Here is a 19,171-nt window from a genome sequence, read left to right on the forward strand (position 1 = left end):
TTCTCTCTTTTATTTTTCTCTTCGTTTCTCTCCTTCCCCCCCCCCCCCCCTTCCCCCCCCTCCCCCCCCCCCCCCCCCCGCCCAGGTCACGCGACAACGTCAGCGCAGCCACTGAGGTTCTCAGGGTGGGGTGGGTGGGTTCATAGCCAGGCCGGTGGCACGACTGACTCACCACCGTCCGCCTCCCCCGCGGCGGCGATCATCTCCCCGGCCAGACGGGGCTTGGTCGCGCGAACTGCACCTTCTCGGGTATTCGGGCCTCGCGGCGGCAGATGGAGCCGACGGTCGATCAACGCCCCCCGGGTCGGTGGCCAGGACGAGGAAGACGCCGACCTGGGAGTTTTCGATGCGTCCCGCGGTGCCGGTGTACTGCCGCTGCACTCCCGCCGAGGCGGTGTGCTCGACACTCGACAGCAGCCCGAGCAAATAGGCTATGGCCTGCGCTCAGCGCCGCTGCCGGAACGGGGCGAGCGTGGCGCGCACGAGGTCGGCGGCGCCCCAGTCGGGGTCGAACTGGGCGATCACGGCCAGGTGCTGGCGTAGCTGGAGGATCGGCATCCGTTCGCGCCAGTCGCGGTCGAGCCCGGTCAGCTCGGCGTACAGCTCGAAGAACACATGCGCCTCGGGCGGCGGCGCCGTGGTCCACAAGTGGGCCAGGTCGACCTCGGCCCACGCGTACGACACGGCCGGGTCGATCAGCGCGGGCCGCCCGTCGGGGGTGGCCATGACGTTCAGTGCCCACAGGTCGCCGTGCGTCAGGCACGCGGGCCTGACCGGCAGCAGCTCGGGCAGCCGGTCGCACAGCCGCTCCAGCGCCGCCCGGTCCGGGGCGTCAAGCGCCTCCTGGACGCGCCGCTCGCCGAGCCAGCGCAGCAGACGGTGCTGGGCGAAGAACTCGAACCCGTCGTCATCCCAGGTGTTGACCTGCCGACGACGGCCCAGCCAGTTGTCCCGGTGCCACCCGAATCGGGGGTACCGCGTGGTGGTATGCAGGTGGGCGAGCGCATGCGCGAGCTGCTCCCAGAAGGCCTCGGTGGCCGGCCGGGGCTGCAGCACGGACAGCACGAGCAGGTCGCGGTCCGCGAGGATGATCTCGGGCGTGGCGAGGCCGCCCGCCTCGCGCAGCGCGGTGAGCCCTTCGGCCTCCGCGGCGAAGGCGTCGTCCGACGGCGGCTCGCCGAACGCCTTGACGAACACCGACGTGCCGTCACCGCGGCGCGCGAGCCCTGCGGTCGCGGCGAGGCCTCCAGTGGCTGGCTCGACCGCGACGACGTCGGTCAGGCCGGCCGCGTGCAGGCGTTCGAGCAGGAAGGACATCGCGCCTGTCACGGGTGTGCTCCTGTCGCCGTAGTCGAGATCTCTCCACGCAGTACGGGGCCGCTCCAACGCGCGCATCGCCCGCGAGACGGGTCTGCACGTGGACACCGTGCGGACCTGGCGGGGCCGGTTCACCGAAGAGGGTATGGCCGGCCGACCGCCCGCGCCCGGTCGACCGCCCCCGTTCACGGCTCAAGCCGTGGCAGTACCGCTCCTGGATCTTCGTCACCGACCCCGACTTCCGCGCCAAGGCCGAGCGTACCTACGGCCGCGGCGGCGCCCTGCCACGCACGCACCTGGCCCATGTGACGTTCGGGCGGGCGGGGCGAAGCAGCCCCTGACGCCTACGACCCGGCCGCCGTGAGCGCGTTGCGGATCGCGTCGTAGGCGGGCTTGTGCCTCAGGTTCTCGTCCCAGGGCAGGGCCGCTCCCTCACCGGGAAAGACCGCGGGGATCCACGAGTGCCGGTCCGTGTAGCCCCACAGTGTGATGCCCACACAGCGCCGTACGGCCAGGCAAGCGTCGGTCACCTGCCCGTACCAGTCGGCCTGTTCGGCGAGCTTGGTCTCGTCGGTGGGAAGGATCATGCGGATGTCGAGTTCGGTGATGGCGACGTCGACGCCGAGGTCGGCGAAGCGCTGCAGGTTCTTCTTCAGGCCGCCGGGAAACCCGTACTGCAGGGCGAGATGGCCCTGCAGGCCGAACCCGTCGATCGGGACCCGGTCCGCCTTGAGCCGCTTGATCAGGGTGCAGTACGCATCGGACTTCGGGCCGAGGGCCTCGACGTTGTAGTCGTTGAGGTACAGCTTGACCTTGGGGTCGGCGGCGCGCGCCCAGCGCAGGGCGTCGGCGATGTAGCCGGGGCCGAGGGTCTTGTAGAAGATGTTCTCGCGGTAGGTGCCGTCCTCGTTCATGATCTCGTTGGCGACGTCCCACGCGAAGACCTTGCCCTTGTAGTGCTTCACCACCTTCGTGATGTGGTTCTTCAGGATGGAGCGCAGTTCGTCGGCGGTCCAGGTGCCGGAGGTGAGCCAGTCCGGGAGCTGGGAGTGCCACAGCAGAGTGTGCCCGCGGACCTTCAGGCCGTTGGCGCGGGCGTAGTTCACGATCTCGTCGCCCGCGGTGAAGTCGAAGACACCGCGCTGGGGTTCCGTGGCGTACCACTTCATGCCGTTGCCAGGGGTCGTCTGGCCGAACTCGGTGCCGAGCAGCTCGGCGAACTCCGTGTCGGCGAGCTCCGGGTTGTCGACGGCGGCGCCGAAGTAGCGACCGGACTCGCGGGCGAGTTCGTGCAGCGTCTTCGTCGCCTTCGCGCCGTCGGTGCCGGCCTGGGCGGTGGGCGCTGCGGCGAGGCCGAGCAGCAGGGCCGCGGACGCGGCGAGCGCGGCGGATCCGACGCGGAAACGGCGTGCGGGTGTGCGCATGGTGCATCTCCTCAACTGTGGAACGGTACGGTGCAGTTGCTGTGCGCGGAGCCGGTTTGTGGGGTCACTTCACGCGAAGCTCGCAGCACATCCGCCGCTCGTGCCCGACCTCGCGTACGGGGCCGGTCAGGGTGAGCGGCACGGTGTGGTGGACGTGTTCACTGGATGCCGCGACGCGCAGTTCCAGGGCGCCCGGTTCGACTGCGCGGCGGCCATCGGCGCCGGTGTACGCGGCGAGGTCGGCCGGGAACGTGGCGTGGACCTCGGCGGACGCGCCGGCCTCGAGCGTGACGCGGACGTAGCCGACGAGCCGGAGCTCGGGGCGGGCGACGGTGCCGACGGGATCGTGGAGGTAGAGCTGGACGACCTCGGTGCCGGGCCGCTCGCCGGTATTGCGGACGGTGAGCCGCAGCGTCGTCTCGCCGTCGGTGGGCAGTTCGGGGGCGTCACACTGGGGGGTGTCCCAGGCGAACGTGGTGTAGGACAGGCCGTGCCCGAAGGGGTAGAGGGGCGTCGGGTCCACGGTGCTGGGGAAGCCGTGCCGGCCGAGCGGCGGGGCGAGGTAGAGCGCGGGCTGGCCGCCGGGGGTGCGCGGCACGCCGAGCGGCAGCCGTCCGGACGGCTCCACGCGCCCGGACAGGACGCCGGCGACGGCGCCACCGCCTTCCTGCCCGGGGAAGAACGCCTGGACCACGGCGGCTGCCCGGTCGGCCCAGCGGCCGAGCGCGTAGGGCCTTCCGCTGAGTACGACGATGACAACCGGCACGCCGGAGGCCAGCGCCTCGTCCAACACCTCTCCCTGTCCGTAGGGCAGTCGCAAGTCCTCCGCGTCGCATCCCTCGCCCGACGAGCCGCGCCCGAACAGACCCGACCGGTCCCCGACCACGGCCAGGCAGACTTCGGCCGCCGCCGGATCGTCGACGAACACGGCGCCCGGCAGTTCGGCGCGCAGCGCCTCGGCGAGCGTCGGCACCTCGACCCCGGTCGGCAGTTCGGGATGGTGCACGCCCACGTGCCGGGGAAACGTGTAGCAGCCCAGCATCGCGGCCTGCTCGTCGGCGAGCGGGCCGAGCAGCGCGATGCGCAGGCCGTCGCGTAGCGGCAGCACGCCGGAGTCGTTGGCGAGCAGGACGACCGACTCCTCGGCGACCTTCCGCGCCAGGTCCCGCATGTGCGGGGGGTTGAGGTCGACGGGCTCCCCGCCCGTGACGGGCTCCCAGTCGGGGTCGAGCAGCCCGAGTTCGCACTTCTGTGTGAGGACGCGCAGCGCGGCCCGGTCGAGCAGGTCCTCGGGGAGCGGGTCCGCAAGGCTGAAGCAGCGGGCCGCCGGCAGTTCCACGTCGACCCCTGCCGCGAGAGCGATCCGTGCGCACTGGTCCTCTCCGTCGGCGAGCCGGTGCGCTTCCTCAAGGAGCGAGACGCCGTAGTAGTCCGAGACCACGGTGCCGGTGAACCCCCACTCCTCGCGCAGGAGCCGGGTGAGCAGCTGGGTGTGGGCGTGGGCGGGAAGGCCGTCGATGTCGTTGTAGGCGGGCATCACGGATCGGGCGCCGCCGTCGCGCACCGCCATCTCGAACGGCGGCAGGATCACGTCGGCGAGTTCGCGCGGGCCGAGCGAGGCGGGCGCGTGGTTACGGGCGGCGCGCGAGGCCGAGTACCCGGCGAAGTGCTTGAGCGTGGCGACGATCCCGGCGGTCTCGAGGCCCCGCACGTAGGCGGTGCCGATGGTGCCGACGAGGTACGGGTCCTCGCCGATGCACTCCTCGGTGCGGCCCCACCGCGGATCCCGTACGACGTCCAGGACCGGGGCGAGGCCCTGGTGAACGCCGACGGCGCGCATCGACGTACCGATCGACCGGGCCATCTCGGTGATCAGCTCGGGGTCGAAGGTGGCGCCCCAGGCGAGCGGCGTGGGGAAGACGGTGGCCTGCCAGGCGGTGAACCCGGTCAGGCACTCGTCGTGGGCGATCGCGGGCAGCGCGAACCGGTTGCCGTCGCGGATCAGGCGTTGCAGTCCGGCGAGGCGGGCGGCGCCCTCGGCGGGGTCGACGGGAACGGTGCCGAAGGGCCGGGTGAGCTGGCCCAGGCCGTAGGGAAGGAGCGCGTCGAGGGCGGCGCTGCGGGCCGCGTAGGTGTGCTGGCCCGGTGCGACGTCGGCCCCCTCGGTGTCGGCACCGATCCAGACGCTGGACAGCTGGGCGGTCTTCTCCTCGGTGGTCATCCGGGCAAGCAGGTCCGCCGCCCGGACGTGGGCGGGCAGGGTGGTGTCCTGCCATGACTCGACCATGGAACTCCTCAGGTGTGGTGCTGGTACGGGGTTGGCCTGCGCGGGGACTCAGCCCTTGGTGGCGCCCATCGTGATGCCGCCGATCAACTGCCGTTCGGCGACGGCGTAGAAGGCGAGGGCCGGCACCATGGCGAGGACGAGATAGGCGAAGACGCGGGCGATGTCGGTGGCGTACTGGCCCTGGAACTGCTGGACGCCGATGGGGATCGTCCACCAGGTCTGTTCACTGAACACCAGCAGCGGAAGAAGGAAGTTGTTCCAGCTTCCGACGATGGCGAGGATCGACACGGTGCCGAGGGCGGGCCGCGCCATGGGCAGCAGGATCCGCCAGAAGAAGCCGAACGCCGAGCAGCCGTCGAGGGTGGCCGCCTCCTCGAGCTCTCCGGGGATCTCCCGGAAGAAGCCGCGCAGGATGACGATGGTCATGGGCAGGCCGAACGCCGCCTGCGGCAGGATCACGCCCCATGGGTTGTCGAGCAGCCCGAAGGTGCGCAACAGGACGAACAGCGGCAGGATCGCCACGGCGAACGGGAACATCAGCCCCGCCGTGAACAGGGTGAAGAGCAACTCCCGGCCGCGGAAGGCGAATCGGGCCAGCGCGAAGGCGGCGAGGGCCGCGGTGCCCACGGTCAGTACGGCCGTGCCGACCGCGATCAGCGTGGACGAGCCCAGCATGCGCCAGAACGAGCCGGAGGCGAGCACATCGGTGTAGTTGGACGTCACCCACGGCGAGGGCAGGCCGAAGGTGTTGCGGGAGAGCTGATCGGTGGACTTGAACCCGGACACGAACGCGTACAGCAGCGGCGTGACCATGACGACGCCGACCAGCCACACGATCACGTACAGCGGTGCGGAGCGCAGCCTTGTGCGCGTGCCCGCGCTCATCGGGAGGCTCGCATGGTGGTGAGGGCTCCTTCGGTGTCGCGACGCAGCACGGAGCGCTGGTAGACGAGGGCGAAGACGAGGCTGATGAGAAACATGCCGATGCTGATCGCGCTGGCGTAGCCGATCTCGAAACGCTTGAAGCCGTACTGGAACATGGTCACGGCCATGGTCTCGGAGTGGTGGTCGGGGCCACCCTGCGTGACCACCCACACCAGGTCGAAGAGCTGGATGGCGCCGATCACGGAGAGGAACACGCTGATGCGGATCGTCGGTCCGAGCAACGGCAGGGTGATGTGGCGGAAGCGCTGCCAGGGGCCCGCGCCGTCGATGCGGGCCGCCTCGTGCAATTCGGCGGGAATGCCCTGCAGTCCGGCCAGGTACAGCATCATGTGGAAGCCGAAGTACTTCCATGTCATGACGAGGAACAGGGTCGGCAGTACGTGGTCCTGGTCGGCGAACCACAGTCCGCCCAGGCCGTCGAGGCCGACCGAGCCGAGCACGTTGTCGGCGAGCCCGTCCTCCGGCGCGAAGATCATCGAGAACAGGACGCCGGTGATGACCTCGGACAGGACGTACGGGGCGAAGAACAAGGTCCGGTACAGGGCCCGGCCGCGCAGCTTCTGGTTGAGCAGCACGGCCATGCCGAGCGCGAACGGCAGCTGCACGCCCACCGAGAACAGCACGAGCAGCAGCCCGCGCCACAGGTCGCCCAGGAAGACCGGATCGCGCAGGAGTCGGCCGTAGTTGTCGAGACCGACGTAGTCCGAAGGGGAGCCGAAGCCGCCCCAGTTGAACAGGCTGACGTACAGGGCGTACAGGATCGGGGCGAGCACCAGCACGCCGAACAGGAGCAGGGCGGGCAGGGTGAAGGTGATGGCGGTCAGCCAGTCGACGATCCGCCGGGCCCGCGACCGCGCCGCCCCGGCGTCCGGCTGCTTCGGTGGAGCGGGGGCGGCCGCGGGGTCCTTCACGTACGTGGAGGCCATGGCGGTCACTGGCTCTTCGCGACCTGGGTGACCGAACGGGCCACCTGTTCGGGCGACTTGGATCCGGCGATCAGGGCGGCCACCGAGTCGTTGATCTCCTGGCCGACGGCGGGCGGGTACGCCTGGTCGAGGTAGAGCTGGAAGCCGGTCGCCTTGCCGAGGGCGTCGGAGACGAGCTTGAGGTTGGGATCGGTCAGGGCGCTCGTGGCGTCCTCGACGACGGGCATCATCGAGCCCTTCGACACGAGAATGCGGTCGGACTCGGCCGACATGAAGAACTTCAGGAAGTCCACGGCGGCCTTGGGCGCGCCCTTGCGCACCGCGTAGCCGCCGCCTCCACCGAACACGTCGGTCTGCGCGCCCTTGCCTCCGGCGACGGCGGGGAACGGGAAGAACCCGAGGTCCTTGCCGATGCCCTTGCCCGCGTCGGCCTGGACGACGGGCGCCCACTGGCCCATCAGCTCCATCGCCGCCTTGCCGTTGCCCATCGCGGCCGCCTCGCCGGTGGGCGTGGAGTACGCGGCGCCGAGGAAGCCCTTCTGGAACGGCTGGAGCGCGACGAGTTCCTTGAGGTGCTCGCCCGCCTTGACGAAGTCGTCGCCGGTGAAGTCCTTGGCGTCGGCGGCCGCCTGCATGCCGTCGATCCCGGCGATCCGCATGGCCAGGTACGCCCAGTAGTACATGCCGGGCCACTTCTCCTTGCCCGCGAGGGCGATGGGGGTGATTCCGGCGCTCTTCAGCTTCTTGACCGTGTCGAGGTAGTCGGCCCAGGTGGCGGGCGGTGCCTGGATCCCGGCCTCGGCGAACAGGGCCTTGTTGTACCAGAACCCGACGGCGCCGATGTCGAAGGGCATGGCGTACGTCTTCCCGTCGAACTGGTACGCCTTGACCGACGCCGGCACGAGGGTGTCGATCACGGAGCTGATGGAGGACGTGAGGTCCTCCACCAGGCCTGCGTCGATCTGCTGCTTGAGAACGCCGCCGCCCCACGTGTGGTAGATGTCCGGCAACTTTCCGGAACTGGTCAGCGCCGTCATCTTCGACTTGTAGGCATCGTTCTCCATCGTCACGAGCTTGATGCGCACATCGGGGTGCGCGGCCTCGAACGCCTTCGCCCGCTCGGGCCAGACACTCTTCGACGGCTCCGTGGTCTGGATATTCCACCATTCCACGATGGTCCGACCCTGGCTGTCGGTGCTGGAGGACCCCGAGTCCGAACAGGCGGACAGGCCGGCCGCCCCCAGGCCCGCCGCCGAGACGGTCCCCAGGAACCGGCGGCGGGACAAGGAGGAGGACGAGGCGCCGAAGACGGAAGTGACGGCTCGAGCGGAGGCTGACATGGCACACCTTCCGGAAAATTTCCGATAACTATGCGAGATGGCCATGGAAGTTACGGGCATGCAAGAGGGGTGTCAACGGCCTTGACAAAAAAGGTCGTTGACACCCCCGGAGCGGTATCTTCCGCTATGCGCGGCGTGGCGGTGCGGTGCTCGCGCGGACCACCAGCTCGGTCGCCAGCTCCACTCGCGGCGAGGCCGGCTCGACGCCACGCGCGAGGTCGAGGAGCATCCTGGCGGCCAACTTGCCCATGTCGGACAGGGGTTGGCGAACGGTCGTCAGCGGAGGCGCGCACCAGCGCACCTCAGGCAGGTCGTCGAAGCCGACGATGCTCATGTCCTCCGGCACCCGAAGCCCGCGCCGCCGCAACGCCTCGATCGCTCCGAGTGCCATCTGGTCGCTCGCCGCGAAGATCGCGGTCGGCGGTTCATCGAGGTCCAAGAGCTGTCCCGCGCCGATGAATCCGGACTCGTGGTAGAAGTCACCGGGCACGGTCAGGGCGTTGTCGACCGCCACTCCGGCCACGTCGAGCGCCGCGCGGTAGCCGTCGAGCCGGGCGCGCGAGCACAGCAGCCTGGGCGGTCCCTCGATGAACCCGATCCTGCGGTGTCCGAGCTGGAGCAGATGCTCGGTCGCGGCCATCCCGCCCGTCCAGTTGGTGGCGCCCACGGTCGGCGCCTCGGTGGCCGGCGAACCGGCCGGGTCGATCACCACCAACGGCACACCCAGTCGGCGCAGTTCGTCGTGGATGCCCGGCTCGAGCACCGAGGTCACGAGGATCACGCCATCGGACGGGCGGGCCCGCAGATTGGTCATCCACTGCCGCGCGGACCCCGCCCGGTCGTGGATGGCGGAGACCACCGCGCCCACGCCGGCCTCGTGCACGACCTCCTCGACGCCCCTGATGATCTCGACGGCCCAGGGGCTGTCCAGATCGTTGAAGACGAGGTCGAGCAGGACCGCCCGGGTGCCGGACGCGGCCGGGCGGCGACGGTAGCCGTGCCGGTGCAGCAGGTCCTCGACCCGGGCACGGGTGGCGGGCGAAACGTCCGAGCGCCCGTTGACGACCCGTGAGACGGTCGGCACGGACACCCCGGCCTCCCGCGCGATCTCGGTGATCGTCACCTTCGGGGCCCCCTCCGGGCTCCGCGTGCCTGTCTTGCGCTGAGCGCCTTCCCCGGCCATCATCCCCACCTCCCTGGCTGCACGCCCGGAAAACTCCGGGCACCTTCCGGAAACCGTAGGACATGCCGTCGGCCGCCCGCCTGTCGCCCCACGCTTTTGTCCGACCCCTCGAACATACCCATGCAGTCCGTAACGCCGCGTGAGCGTTCAAGGCGCCGCTGACCACTATGGGTACGCCGCTTCCAGGTCGGCTATCCCGCTCACACTTCCCCGGCGGACATCGGTTGAGCGGGGCCTGCAACTCACGGCCGTTCGGTGAGGACAGCGGTGCTTCGATCGCGCCTCACCGCCACCGCGATCCCGGAACGGGACACTCCCGACGGCGGCCGGGTGCGCAGCGCCACCGAGGACCTGGCAGGGGTGTTGTTCCGCACCGATGAGGGCGCTTCCGGCTCGCTGGTGGTCAGCCAGTCGTCGACGATGCGCAGGTTGAGCCGGAGGTTCTCGCCCATGAAGCCGTGGCCGAGCGGCGAGTAGGGCACCACGAAGCCGATGCCGGGTTCGCGCAGCAGCAGCTCGGCCTCCGGGTCGCGCGTCCACAGGGAGTGCTCGGTCTGCAGCGCGGCGACCGGGTGCGGGAGGTGTTGCCGGCAACTGCGTCCCATAACCTCTTGCATGGGGACGTCAGATGCCATGGGGATCCACTTCAGGAGGCGATGGTGCTCGGCAGAGGGACGCGTGTGCTCGCGGGCACCTTGATCGTGGCCTGCATGGTGCTCGTCGGGCGCAGTGCACCAAGCGATGGCCCCTTCGCCGGGTCACGGCCCGTCGAAGCCATAAGGGATGTCGTACCGAACCGGGTCATGACGTGGAACATCTGCAACCCCTGCGAGCAGAGCAACGTGGACCGGGCAGCGGAGATCGCCACGTATGCGCCCCAGGTCGTCGGTCTCCAAGAAGCGTGCGTGCGTGACGTCGAGGCGATCCGGGACTATCTGGAGATCTTTCACGGGCTGGATTACCACGTCGAGTACGGAACGGTTCTTCGGAATTGGGGCCGTTGCGGTGGAGCGCCATGGAGTCCGGGGGCCTACGGCCAGGCGGTTCTCTCGGCGGCACCGATGACGGACCCCGTCAACGTGGAATATCCCGACGGCGGTTCAGAAGACCGTGGGTACATGGCAGTCACCACCACAGTGGGCGGCCAGCCCGTCCGGGTCTTCAACACGCACCTCGCCGAACGGCGTCAAGAGGCAGTCCGAGCAGACCAGGCCCGCGTACTCGCCACAGACGTCGCCCGGCACGACCGCGCGATCGTTCTCGGCGACTTCAACGCTGTGCCGGACGCCGCCGAACTCGCCGGGATGTGGGCATTGGCCGCGGACGCAGATCCCCAGTGCCGTCCCTCGTCCACCGGCAAGTGCGAGCCGACCACCGACTGGCAGAGCAAGTTCGACTACATTTTCCTGCGAGGTATCAGCTCGCTCGAGCACCGGGTTTCTCCGACGCCGCACTCGGACCACCACCCGCTGCACACCGACCTGGATGCACCATCGCCGACGAGGACGAGTTCCCGGAACTGACAGCCCGGATATCCAGTGCCCGCGCTGCCGCACTCCTGTCGGTATATGCGGGCGAACAGATGCCTCTGTGCACTGCTGTCATGCCCGACGACGACGGAGTCCTCTCTCATGGCTGCCCTGCGGGTGCCCCACCACCGCCAGGCCGCGTCAGGCATACAGGTAGCTGTTGGTCCAGTAGCTCCTGGCCGTGAAGTCCCGTCCGCACCGGTGGCACGGCGCCGTGCGTCCCTCGTCGGCGAACTCGAATACGTTGTACACGCCGATCACGGTGTCGCGCAGGAGCTGTTCGTCGTGCACCCTGTGGTCGACGGCGTAGGCGACGATGTCCAGCGCGGTCGGTGTGCGACCGCACGGACAGCGTGGCCGGCCGGAGGCGGGGATGACCGAGAATGCGCCGATGGAATCAAGCGGAAGCCTCAGCAGACCCTCGATGTAGCGGAGTTCCGTGGCGGGAGTTTCGACCACAGGTCCCTGGTGTGGGAGCAGTGAGATGACCTCCCGCATCTCGTCATCGTCAAGCCTGATGCCCGTCCTGGCACCGCTCTTGCGGTACTCAGCCTTCAGCTGCTCGAGGGTAGGGGTATCCATGGTTCATCCCTTTCGGTTTCGGGCGGTGATCACGGCCAGGAGGGCCCGGTCCGAGTTCTGTGCCCGCCGGACATCTCGCGGCACCGACCCCCGGCGGCACCCCGCGCCTTCCTCGACTGGCTCGGCTCGTGATCACCGACGCCTACCACCACGATGTTGCGCCCATACGCCCTCACAGGGGACCCGTCAGCCCCTGGAAACCTCAGCCAAACACCGCGCTGTGCGCCGCGCCACCGATCACGCCCGGCTGGGTGACCCTGGCTCCGCCCACGGCCTCTGTCACGACACGACATCACGCATCCAAGGTCGGTGGACGCCGTCTCGTCTGGCGGGGTGTTGTAGCTCCGGTTGGGGATCACGGTCTTAAGGTCTTAGCCGGGGTAGGGACGGCTTGCCCGGTCGACCAGGAGTGCTGCCTTGCGATCTACGGATGCCTCATCAGCGCCCGGCAGTCTCGGCTGGAACCGAGAGACCGCGACACTGGCGCTGCTGTCGTTCGCCATGCTGATCGTCTCGCTGGACCAGTACATCGTCGTGGTGGCGCTGCCTGACATCGCACGCGATCTGGGCTACTCAGCGCAAACACTTCAGTCGGTGATCAGCGCTTACGCGGTGGCCTCAGCCGGCTTCCTGCTGTTCGGCGGTCGCGCCGCGGACCTGCTCGGGCGGCGCAGGATCCTGGCGACCGGACTTGCGCTGTATGCCGGAGCGGCACTGGCGGGCGGACTCGCCACCGGGCCGGGCATGTTGCTCGCCGCACGCGCGGTTCAAGGACTCGGTGGAGCCTTGGTCTTCCCCACCACGCTGGCACTCATCAACACCACGTTCTCCGAGGGGCAGGCACGCAACCGCGCTCTGGGCATCTGGGGCGGTGCAGGTGCGGCCGGCCTGGTGATCGGCGTACTGCTCGGCGGAGTGCTGACCCAGGCTTTCGGCTGGGAAGCTGTCTTCTTGGTCAATGTGGCGCTGGCGGGTCCGGCCTTGCTGCTCGCATTCCTGCTGATCCCGCCCGACGGTGAACGTGAGAAGGGCCGCACGTTCGATCTGCCTGGCGCGCTGAGCGTCACTCTGGGTGTCACCTTGATCCTGTTCGCGCTGGTGCGAGGACCCGACCTGGGCTGGCTCTCGCCGGGCATTCTGATCAGCGCCGCGGTCGGCCTGCTGCTGATCGGAGCATTCGCGGTAATCGAGCGGCGCAGCCCTGACCCGCTCATGCCCCCTCGGCTGCTGTCGAACCCGAACCTCATCACCGGCGTCGTCATCGCCTTCATGTTCATGGCGACCTTCGGCTCTGTGCTCTACTTCCTGTCGATCTACTTTCAACAGATCCTCGGCTACGACGCCCTGCAAACCGGCGCCGGGTTCCTGATCCCCACAGCGGTCGTGGTGGCAGGCTCGACGACGGCCGGCCAGTTCGTGACTCGCTACGGGCTGAAGCGCACGCTGGTGGCTGCTCTCGCCGTCGGGGCGCTCGGCGCTGTGCTGCTCGGCGTTGCTATCTCGCCGGACGGCTCGTACGCCGAACTGGTCCCAGGACTCGTCGCGCTCGGCATCGGTGACGGCGTGGTGTTCACCACCATGTTCATCGCCGCCGCGACCGGAGTGGCAGACCGAGAACAAGGCATCGCCTCGGGTATCGCATCCACCGCCTCCGGCGTCGGTGCCGCAGTCGGCCTCGCCATCCTCGTCCTCGTGGCGACCGCCGGCCTCGACGACCTCACCGGCGAACGCCTGCGCATCGCGACGGCAGACGGAATCAGCACGACACTGTTCGTGGTGGCCGGCGGGATCGTCGCCATGTTTCTCGTCGCTGTGACCCGGTGCCCGACACCACCAGCGCCGGAGCCAGCTCCCGTACCCCGCCAGTGGCGTCGCTGTTGAAGACGTCGTTTCAGTGGGTGAGTCGGCGGCAACCATGAGGGCTGCGGCCATGCCGACGATGGCGAGGAAGTGCTCGGCGTTGCGTTCCAGCCGTTCGGCGGACTCGATGCCTGTGCGGGCGGTGCCGTGGCGGATGCCGCGCTTGCGCAGCGACGCGACTGCTCGCCGCGCCGAGGCCATACGGAAACAGGCCATCCGGTCGGGCGGTGCCAGTACTTCTTGCGTGGGCGCGGGCGCGCATCACGACCGGGTCGGGCGGTCCGGCCCCCCGCCGTCGGCATCTCGATCAGTTCCCCGTCTTCTGACACGCTCAGCCCCTGGCTGAGTCGCACGTGCACATGATCGCTCATGAGGAGCTGCTTTCCTCTCCTTGACGTCCCTGAACCGACCAAGGTGGAGCTCCCCGCTGTGGCCGGCAATCCCGCCGCCGTCCATCGGCGGGGGCAGTCGCCGCAATGTCCCGGTGTGCAGCATCGGCGCGGTGTACCGCTGCCGGCGGTGGGCATGCCAGGCCGGGACGCGGCTGCAGGGCGCGTCCCCCGGCGTCGCCGGACAGGGGGACTCGCCCAGGCGCTGCGGCTTCTCGGCCACCCCTGGACGAGGTCTGCGACGACCTCCTGGCCCGCGTCATGCACGCGATGGCACGCGACGACGTGGCGCTGCTCCTCACCACAGCACTGCCTCGATGGCCTACGACGTCACCGACACGGGCCAGGTGGGCCGTCACGCCCCGCGAAGCCCGTACCACGAAGCGCGCGGCGCCCGCGCGGTCGATACTGGGGATGAGCCGCCGCAGACCCAGGCACACGGGACGGGTGGGAGCGCCCCGGCGCACCGCAGTGCGAGTCCCTCGAACGGTGCGAGGTTGATGGGACGATGGACGACACATCCCTGACGACGCTCAGCGAGAGCCCGGAGGACCCGTTCTCGATCCACCAGTCGGCGTCCGCCGTCCTCGACGACCACGGGCGGATCGTCGCCTGGAGCGAACAGGCCACGAGCCTGCTCGGTCATCGGGCCGACGAGGTGCTGGGACGGCCGATACGCGAGGTCCTGGTCGCCGACGGTGACGAGGCCCTTGTCGCCGAGGCGGCCGCCGCCTGCCGACGGGAGCGCGGCTGGTTCGGGCTGCTGCCGGTCCTGGATCGCTCGGGCCACCGCATGTACGTGGGGTTCCGCGCCCGGAGGGTGCAGCGGCTGGACTCCACCGTCGAATGGCTGCTCGTGGGCTCGCTCGCCGAGGACGTCGTCCAGTGGGAGGTCGACCGGGCCGTGCTGGACGGCTTCTTCCGCCGGTCCCCGGTCGGTGTCGCGGTTCTCGACCCGGACCTGCGCCTGCTGCGGGTGAACCGGGCGATCGCACGGTTCGGCGGGCTGCCGGCCGAGGCCTACCCCGGGCGTCGCACCGGCGACTTCCTGCTCGCTCCGGACGCGGAGCTGGTCGAGGAGCGGCTCCGGTCGGTCCTGGAGACGGGCCGGCCCGTGATCTTCGCCGAGCAACCCTGCCGACTGCGACGGGACCCGCAGAAGGAACTGTTCGTCTCCGTCTCCGCCTTCCGGATGCAGGACCCGTCCGGCCGGGTGCTCGGCGTCACCGAGATCGTCGAGGATGTCACCGACCGCCACCGGGCCCGTCGGCGCCTCGCACTGCTCAACGAGGCCGGCGCCAGGATCGGGAGCACCCTGGATGTGGCCAGGACGGCGCGTGAGCTGGCCGAGGCGGCGGTTCCCGCGCTGGCCGACGCGCTCTCGGTGGACCTGCTGGAACCCGTGGCCCGTGGGGAGGAGCCCGCCCCGGATGCCGTGGGCCCGCTGCGCCGGATGGCGGTCCGCAGCGTCCTGCCCGAGGCGCTGCGGCTGATGTACCCGCTGGACCATCTGTTCTCCTTCCCCGAACAGACCGCGCCGGCGCGGTGCCTGGCCGAGCGGCGTTCGGTCATTCAGCCCACCCTGGAGGTCGACCGCGGATGGCTCCTGGCCGACCGTGAGCGGGCCGAGAGGATGGTGGCGCTGGGCGTCCACTCGCTGATGGTGGTGCCCCTGGCCGCGCGCGGGGTGGTGCTCGGCCTGGTCTGTTTCTGGCGGTTGCAGCGGCCCGAGCCGTTCGAGGAGGACGACCTCACCCTGGCGGAGGAGTTCGCCGCCCGGGCCGCGGTCTGCATCGACAACGCCCGCCGCTACACCCAGCAGCACCAGGCGGCCGTGGCCCTGCAGCGCAGCCTGCTGCCGAGCGAGGTGCCCGAGCACCCGGCGGTCGAGACCGCCCACCGCTACCTGCCCGCCCAGGCCTCCACCGGTGTCGGCGGCGACTGGTTCGACGTCATCCCGCTGTCCGGACTGCGCGTCGCGCTGGTCGTCGGCGATGTCGTCGGGCACGGCATGCACGCCTCGGCGACCATGGGACGGCTGCGTGCCGCCGTGCACACCCTGGCCCATCTCGACCTGGCTCCGGACGAGGTCCTCTCCCGGCTCGACGATCTGGTGGACCACCTGGCCACCGAACAGCGGCAGGCCGACGACAACGCCGCCCAGATCGTCGGCGCCACCTGCCTGTACGCGATCTACGATCCGGTCTCCCGGCACTGCGCCATGGCCCGCGCGGGACACCCGCCGCCGACCGTGCTGGGGCCGGACGGCCGGATGCGTCTGATCGACCTCCCCGCCGGGCCACCCCTGGGCGTGGGCGGGCTGCCGTTCGAGACGGACGACCTCGAACTGGAGGAGGGCAGTCTGCTCGCCCTGTGCAGCGATGGACTGCTCCTGGCCGACCACCGGGACATCGACCAGGGCCTGACACTGCTGCGCACCGTACTGGCCGGTCCGGCCCGCTCCCTGGAGCAGACGTGCAAGGCGGTGGAGGATGCGATGCTGCCCGACCGGCCCGCCGACGACGTGACGCTGCTGCTGGGCCGCACCCGGGTGCTGGCCGCGGAGAAGGTGGCCACGTGGGAGCTGCCGGCCGACCCCACTGCCGCCGGTCGGGCCCGGGGGCTGGTGACGGACCAGCTGACCGAGTGGGGGCTGGAGGAGGTGGCCTTCGCGACGGAACTGATCGTGAGCGAACTGGTCACCAACGCGTACCGGTACGCCGGCGGCCCGGTACTGCTGCGACTGATCCGGCACAGCCATCTCATCTGCGAGGTCTCGGACACCAGCAGCACCTCCCCCCACCTGCGCCAGGCCCGGAGCACCGACGAGGGCGGACGTGGCCTGTTCCTGGTGGCCCAGCTGTCCGAACGGTGGGGCACCCGCTACGGCCGCGACGGAAAGACCATCTGGGCCGAGCAACCCCTGTCATCACAGTGAGGCAAGGGCTTCTTGACCGCCGGGTGCGGCTGGGCCGGTCAGCCGAGCAGTTGGGCGCTGCCGGCCGGTTCGCGCCGCTGTTGTCCGTTGATGCGGTGCCGTTCGATGGACGAGCGCCGGTACACCTCCTGGCGCACCCGCTGGATCTCGCCGATGGGCCGATGCTCCTCGCGTGAGCGCCACGGTGTGATCGACGTCGCGTCGGCGGCCACCAGGTTGTCGTCCCCGCCGATGTCCTGGCGCGGGAGGTCCACGCGGGCGACGGTCACCCAGGGGGAGAGTTCCTCGGGCCACTTCACGGACGTGTTGTCCACCGGCATGCGCACCAGATCGGTGTTGAGCTGCACCTGGAGCTCGAAGGAGTGGTCCCGTTCCGCGGCCTCGGCGACCAGGGTGTGGCGGAACGCCTCGTTGTCCGCGCGCACGTCCACGATCTGGTGGGCGAGGGAGGCCAGGGACTCGGCCGTCGGCACGGTGCGGATCTTGGCGATGTGGTCGCCGTACCGGAACGCGCCCATGCTGTTGTAGGTGTACGACAGCAGGTTCCTGCGCGGGACGGTGGTGAACGACAGCATGGCGAACAGTTCGTCCCACAGCCAATCCGGTGAGAGGAAGCCGATCACCCAGGTGTAGACACGGTTCAGATACCTGCCGTGTCCGCGACCTCGTGAGCCTTCGCCACCAGTGCGTCGATGCGCTCTGCGGTCGGGGTCCCGGACGCGGCCTTGTTCCGCGGCTCGTCCAGCGCACGGCGCATGACGCCCTCCCCGATGATCGCGACCTTCCACAGTCCCATCGCGTGCCAGTAGCCCAGCGCCGTCAGGTCGCGTCCCGACGCCGCCGAGTAGGCCGCCACGAGTTCCTCGCGGGGCGGGAAGCCGTCGAGAGCGGTCGCGACGAAGTCGCCCGAGGTGTTCTCACCCTTGGCCGGCCAGTAGGCCAGCAGGCTGCCCATGTCCGCCAACGGATCGCCCAGCGTCGACAGCTCCCAGTCGAGGACCGCGTTCGCCTCCCCGCTGTCGTGGGAGGTGATGGCGTTGCGCAGATGGAAGTCGCCGTGCACGAGCGTCAGTTCGCGATGCTCCGGCACGGACGCGGCGAGGCGCCGGGTGAGGTCCTCCAGGGCGGGCAGCTCGCGGGTCCTGGACCTCTCCCACTGGGCCGACCACCGCTTGAGCTGACGCTGTGCGTACGGCTTGTGGCTGGCCAGACCGGTCAGCCCGGTCGCCTCGAGATCGACCGCATGGATCTTCGCCAGCGTCCGTGGCAACGACAATCCGATGGCCCGGCGGCGCTCGGGCGTCAACGACCGCGCGATCGACATGCTGTCGACGACCTGGCCGTCCACGAACTCCATGAGCAGCAGCGGGACGTCGGTCACGGCGGGATCATCGGTCAGCCCGAGCACCCGCGGGGTCGGGACGGCGGTGCTCTGCAGGGCGGTGAGAATCCGCGCCTCGCGGGCCACGTCGTGGGCCGACGCCAGCAGGCGTCCCAGCGGTGGGCGCCGCAGCACCCAGCTGCGGCCGCCCTGATCCTGGACGAGATACGTCAGATTCGACTGGCCCAGCCCGATCCGCTCGAAGGTCAAGGGCCCGGTGAAGTCGACGCCGAGGGTTGCGAACCAGCGGCCCGCGGCCGCGGCGTCGATTCCGACGATGTCCGTGCTAGACACCGGTACCGGCTCCTTGCCTGAACGGGAGCGCGTCGCCGAGCAGTTGCCCGCCGTCGATCAGCATGGTCTCGCCGGTGATCCAGCTCGCGGCGTCCGAGACGAGGAAGGCGACCGCGGAGGCGATGTCGGAGGGCTCCCCTATACGGCCCAGTGCCATCGAGGCGGACATGGCCTGCTCGTGCTCCTTCCACAGAGCCTCGGCCAGCTTCGTGCGCACCAGACCCGGTGCCACCGCGTTGACGCGGACCTTCGGCGAGAGTTCCAGGGCCAGTTGCCTGGTGAGATGGATCAGTGCGGCCTTCGAGGCGTTGTACAGCCCGATGTTCGCCTCGGCGGCCATGCCGCCCACCGACGCGGTGTTGACGACCGCCCCGCCGTGCTCCCCCATCCAGGCCCGCGTGGCCAGACCCGTCCACAGGACGGGCGCCCACAGGTTCACGTCGAAGGTCTTCGCGAACCGACTGTGGTCCTGGTCGATGACCGGCCCGTAGGCCGGGTTGGTCCCCGCGTTGTTGACGAGGATGTCCAGGCTGCCGAAGCGCTCGAGCGTCAGATCCACACAGCGCCGGGCCGCCTCTTCGTCGACCGCGTGCGCACCGACGCCGATCGCTGTGCCCTTGACCTGGGCCGCGGCGGCGTCCGCCGCCTCCTGGGACCGGGCGGTCAGGACGACGTTTCCGCCGGCCTCCGCGATGGCCTGGGCGATCGCCAGTCCGATGCCGCGCGAGGCACCGGTGACGACGGCGGTGCGACCGGTGAGATCGAGTCCTGCCATC

Annotated in this window: 15 protein-coding genes and 2 pseudogenes; 4 read left to right on the top strand and 13 right to left on the bottom strand. The window is 69.9% G+C overall.

Annotated features, from left to right (window positions below; all coding sequences use genetic code 11):
- Positions 1–227 precede the first annotated feature (227 nt).
- Both ACZ42A_RS28790 and ACZ42A_RS28795 read right to left on the bottom strand, forming a co-directional pair.
- Positions 228–390, bottom strand: a pseudogene (locus ACZ42A_RS28790) (transposase); the annotation flags it as partial.
- Between the two features lie 54 nt (positions 391–444).
- Positions 445–1,329: a fructosamine kinase family protein gene (locus ACZ42A_RS28795; RefSeq protein ID WP_468530197.1), complete on the bottom strand. Its 885-nt coding sequence runs from the start codon at positions 1,327–1,329 to the stop codon at positions 445–447.
- 46 nt (positions 1,330–1,375) lie between these two features.
- Here ACZ42A_RS28795 and ACZ42A_RS28800 point away from each other — a divergent pair.
- Positions 1,376–1,681, top strand: a pseudogene (locus tag ACZ42A_RS28800) (helix-turn-helix domain-containing protein); the annotation flags it as partial.
- Here the strand turns inward: ACZ42A_RS28800 and ACZ42A_RS28805 are convergent.
- From ACZ42A_RS28805 to ACZ42A_RS28835, 7 genes are all read right to left on the bottom strand, one after another.
- Entirely contained in the window at positions 1,662–2,741 is a 1,080-nt protein-coding gene (locus ACZ42A_RS28805) for an endo-1,4-beta-xylanase (RefSeq protein ID WP_468530198.1), read from the bottom strand. The pseudogene ACZ42A_RS28800 and the gene ACZ42A_RS28805 overlap by 20 nt on opposite strands.
- Before the next feature lie 64 nt (positions 2,742–2,805).
- The gene (locus ACZ42A_RS28810; protein ID WP_468530199.1) at positions 2,806–5,028 is read right to left on the bottom strand and encodes a glycoside hydrolase family 3 N-terminal domain-containing protein; all 2,223 of its coding nucleotides are present in this window, start codon (positions 5,026–5,028) and stop codon (positions 2,806–2,808) included.
- A 48-nt stretch (positions 5,029–5,076) separates the two neighbouring features.
- The gene (locus tag ACZ42A_RS28815; protein ID WP_468530200.1) at positions 5,077–5,913 is read right to left on the bottom strand and encodes a carbohydrate ABC transporter permease; all 837 of its coding nucleotides are present in this window, start codon (positions 5,911–5,913) and stop codon (positions 5,077–5,079) included.
- Positions 5,910–6,899, bottom strand: coding sequence for a carbohydrate ABC transporter permease (locus ACZ42A_RS28820; protein WP_468530201.1), 990 nt, complete (start codon positions 6,897–6,899; stop codon positions 5,910–5,912). The genes ACZ42A_RS28815 and ACZ42A_RS28820 overlap by 4 nt, the downstream gene beginning before the upstream one ends.
- Before the next feature lie 5 nt (positions 6,900–6,904).
- On the bottom strand, positions 6,905–8,239 hold the full coding sequence (locus tag ACZ42A_RS28825; RefSeq protein ID WP_468530202.1) for an extracellular solute-binding protein: 1,335 nt from the start codon (positions 8,237–8,239) through the stop codon (positions 6,905–6,907).
- 124 nt (positions 8,240–8,363) lie between these two features.
- Positions 8,364–9,425 (bottom strand): LacI family DNA-binding transcriptional regulator, encoded by a 1,062-nt coding sequence (locus ACZ42A_RS28830; RefSeq protein WP_468530203.1) that lies wholly within the window; start codon positions 9,423–9,425, stop codon positions 8,364–8,366.
- Between the two features lie 239 nt (positions 9,426–9,664).
- The gene (locus ACZ42A_RS28835; RefSeq protein WP_468530204.1) at positions 9,665–10,027 is read right to left on the bottom strand and encodes a hypothetical protein; all 363 of its coding nucleotides are present in this window, start codon (positions 10,025–10,027) and stop codon (positions 9,665–9,667) included.
- A 51-nt stretch (positions 10,028–10,078) separates the two neighbouring features.
- On the opposite strand from ACZ42A_RS28835, the gene ACZ42A_RS28840 reads away from it, so the two are divergent.
- Positions 10,079–10,945 (top strand): endonuclease/exonuclease/phosphatase family protein, encoded by an 867-nt coding sequence (locus ACZ42A_RS28840; RefSeq protein ID WP_468530205.1) that lies wholly within the window; start codon positions 10,079–10,081, stop codon positions 10,943–10,945.
- Positions 10,946–11,092: 147 nt separating this feature from the next.
- Here the strand turns inward: ACZ42A_RS28840 and ACZ42A_RS28845 are convergent, their stop codons facing one another.
- Entirely contained in the window at positions 11,093–11,533 is a 441-nt protein-coding gene (locus tag ACZ42A_RS28845; RefSeq protein WP_468530206.1) for a hypothetical protein, read from the bottom strand.
- A 417-nt stretch (positions 11,534–11,950) separates the two neighbouring features.
- On the opposite strand from ACZ42A_RS28845, the gene ACZ42A_RS28850 reads away from it, so the two are divergent.
- Together ACZ42A_RS28850 and ACZ42A_RS28855 are read left to right on the top strand one after the other, a co-directional pair.
- Positions 11,951–13,414 (top strand): MFS transporter, encoded by a 1,464-nt coding sequence (locus tag ACZ42A_RS28850; RefSeq protein ID WP_468530207.1) that lies wholly within the window; start codon positions 11,951–11,953, stop codon positions 13,412–13,414.
- An 876-nt stretch (positions 13,415–14,290) separates the two neighbouring features.
- A complete protein-coding gene (locus ACZ42A_RS28855) occupies positions 14,291–16,720 on the top strand; it encodes a SpoIIE family protein phosphatase (protein ID WP_468530208.1) in 2,430 nt (809 codons plus the stop codon).
- A 38-nt stretch (positions 16,721–16,758) separates the two neighbouring features.
- Here ACZ42A_RS28855 and ACZ42A_RS28860 read toward each other — a convergent pair whose 3' ends face one another.
- The 3 genes from ACZ42A_RS28860 to ACZ42A_RS28870 are packed head-to-tail and all read right to left on the bottom strand — an operon-like array spanning position 16,759 to position 19,170.
- Positions 16,759–17,343 (bottom strand): catalase family protein, encoded by a 585-nt coding sequence (locus ACZ42A_RS28860; protein ID WP_468530209.1) that lies wholly within the window; start codon positions 17,341–17,343, stop codon positions 16,759–16,761.
- Positions 17,344–17,360: 17 nt separating this feature from the next.
- Positions 17,361–18,395 carry a phosphotransferase family protein gene (locus ACZ42A_RS28865; RefSeq protein WP_468530210.1) on the bottom strand — a complete coding sequence of 345 codons (1,035 nt, stop codon included), beginning with the start codon at positions 18,393–18,395 and terminating at the stop codon, positions 17,361–17,363.
- The gene (locus tag ACZ42A_RS28870) at positions 18,388–19,170 is read right to left on the bottom strand and encodes an SDR family oxidoreductase (protein ID WP_468530211.1); all 783 of its coding nucleotides are present in this window, start codon (positions 19,168–19,170) and stop codon (positions 18,388–18,390) included. Before ACZ42A_RS28870 ends, ACZ42A_RS28865 begins: the two co-directional genes overlap by 8 nt.
- Position 19,171: the final 1 nt, after the last annotated feature.

The sequence above is a fragment of the Streptomyces sp. NPDC030838 genome, from assembly GCF_055572035.1.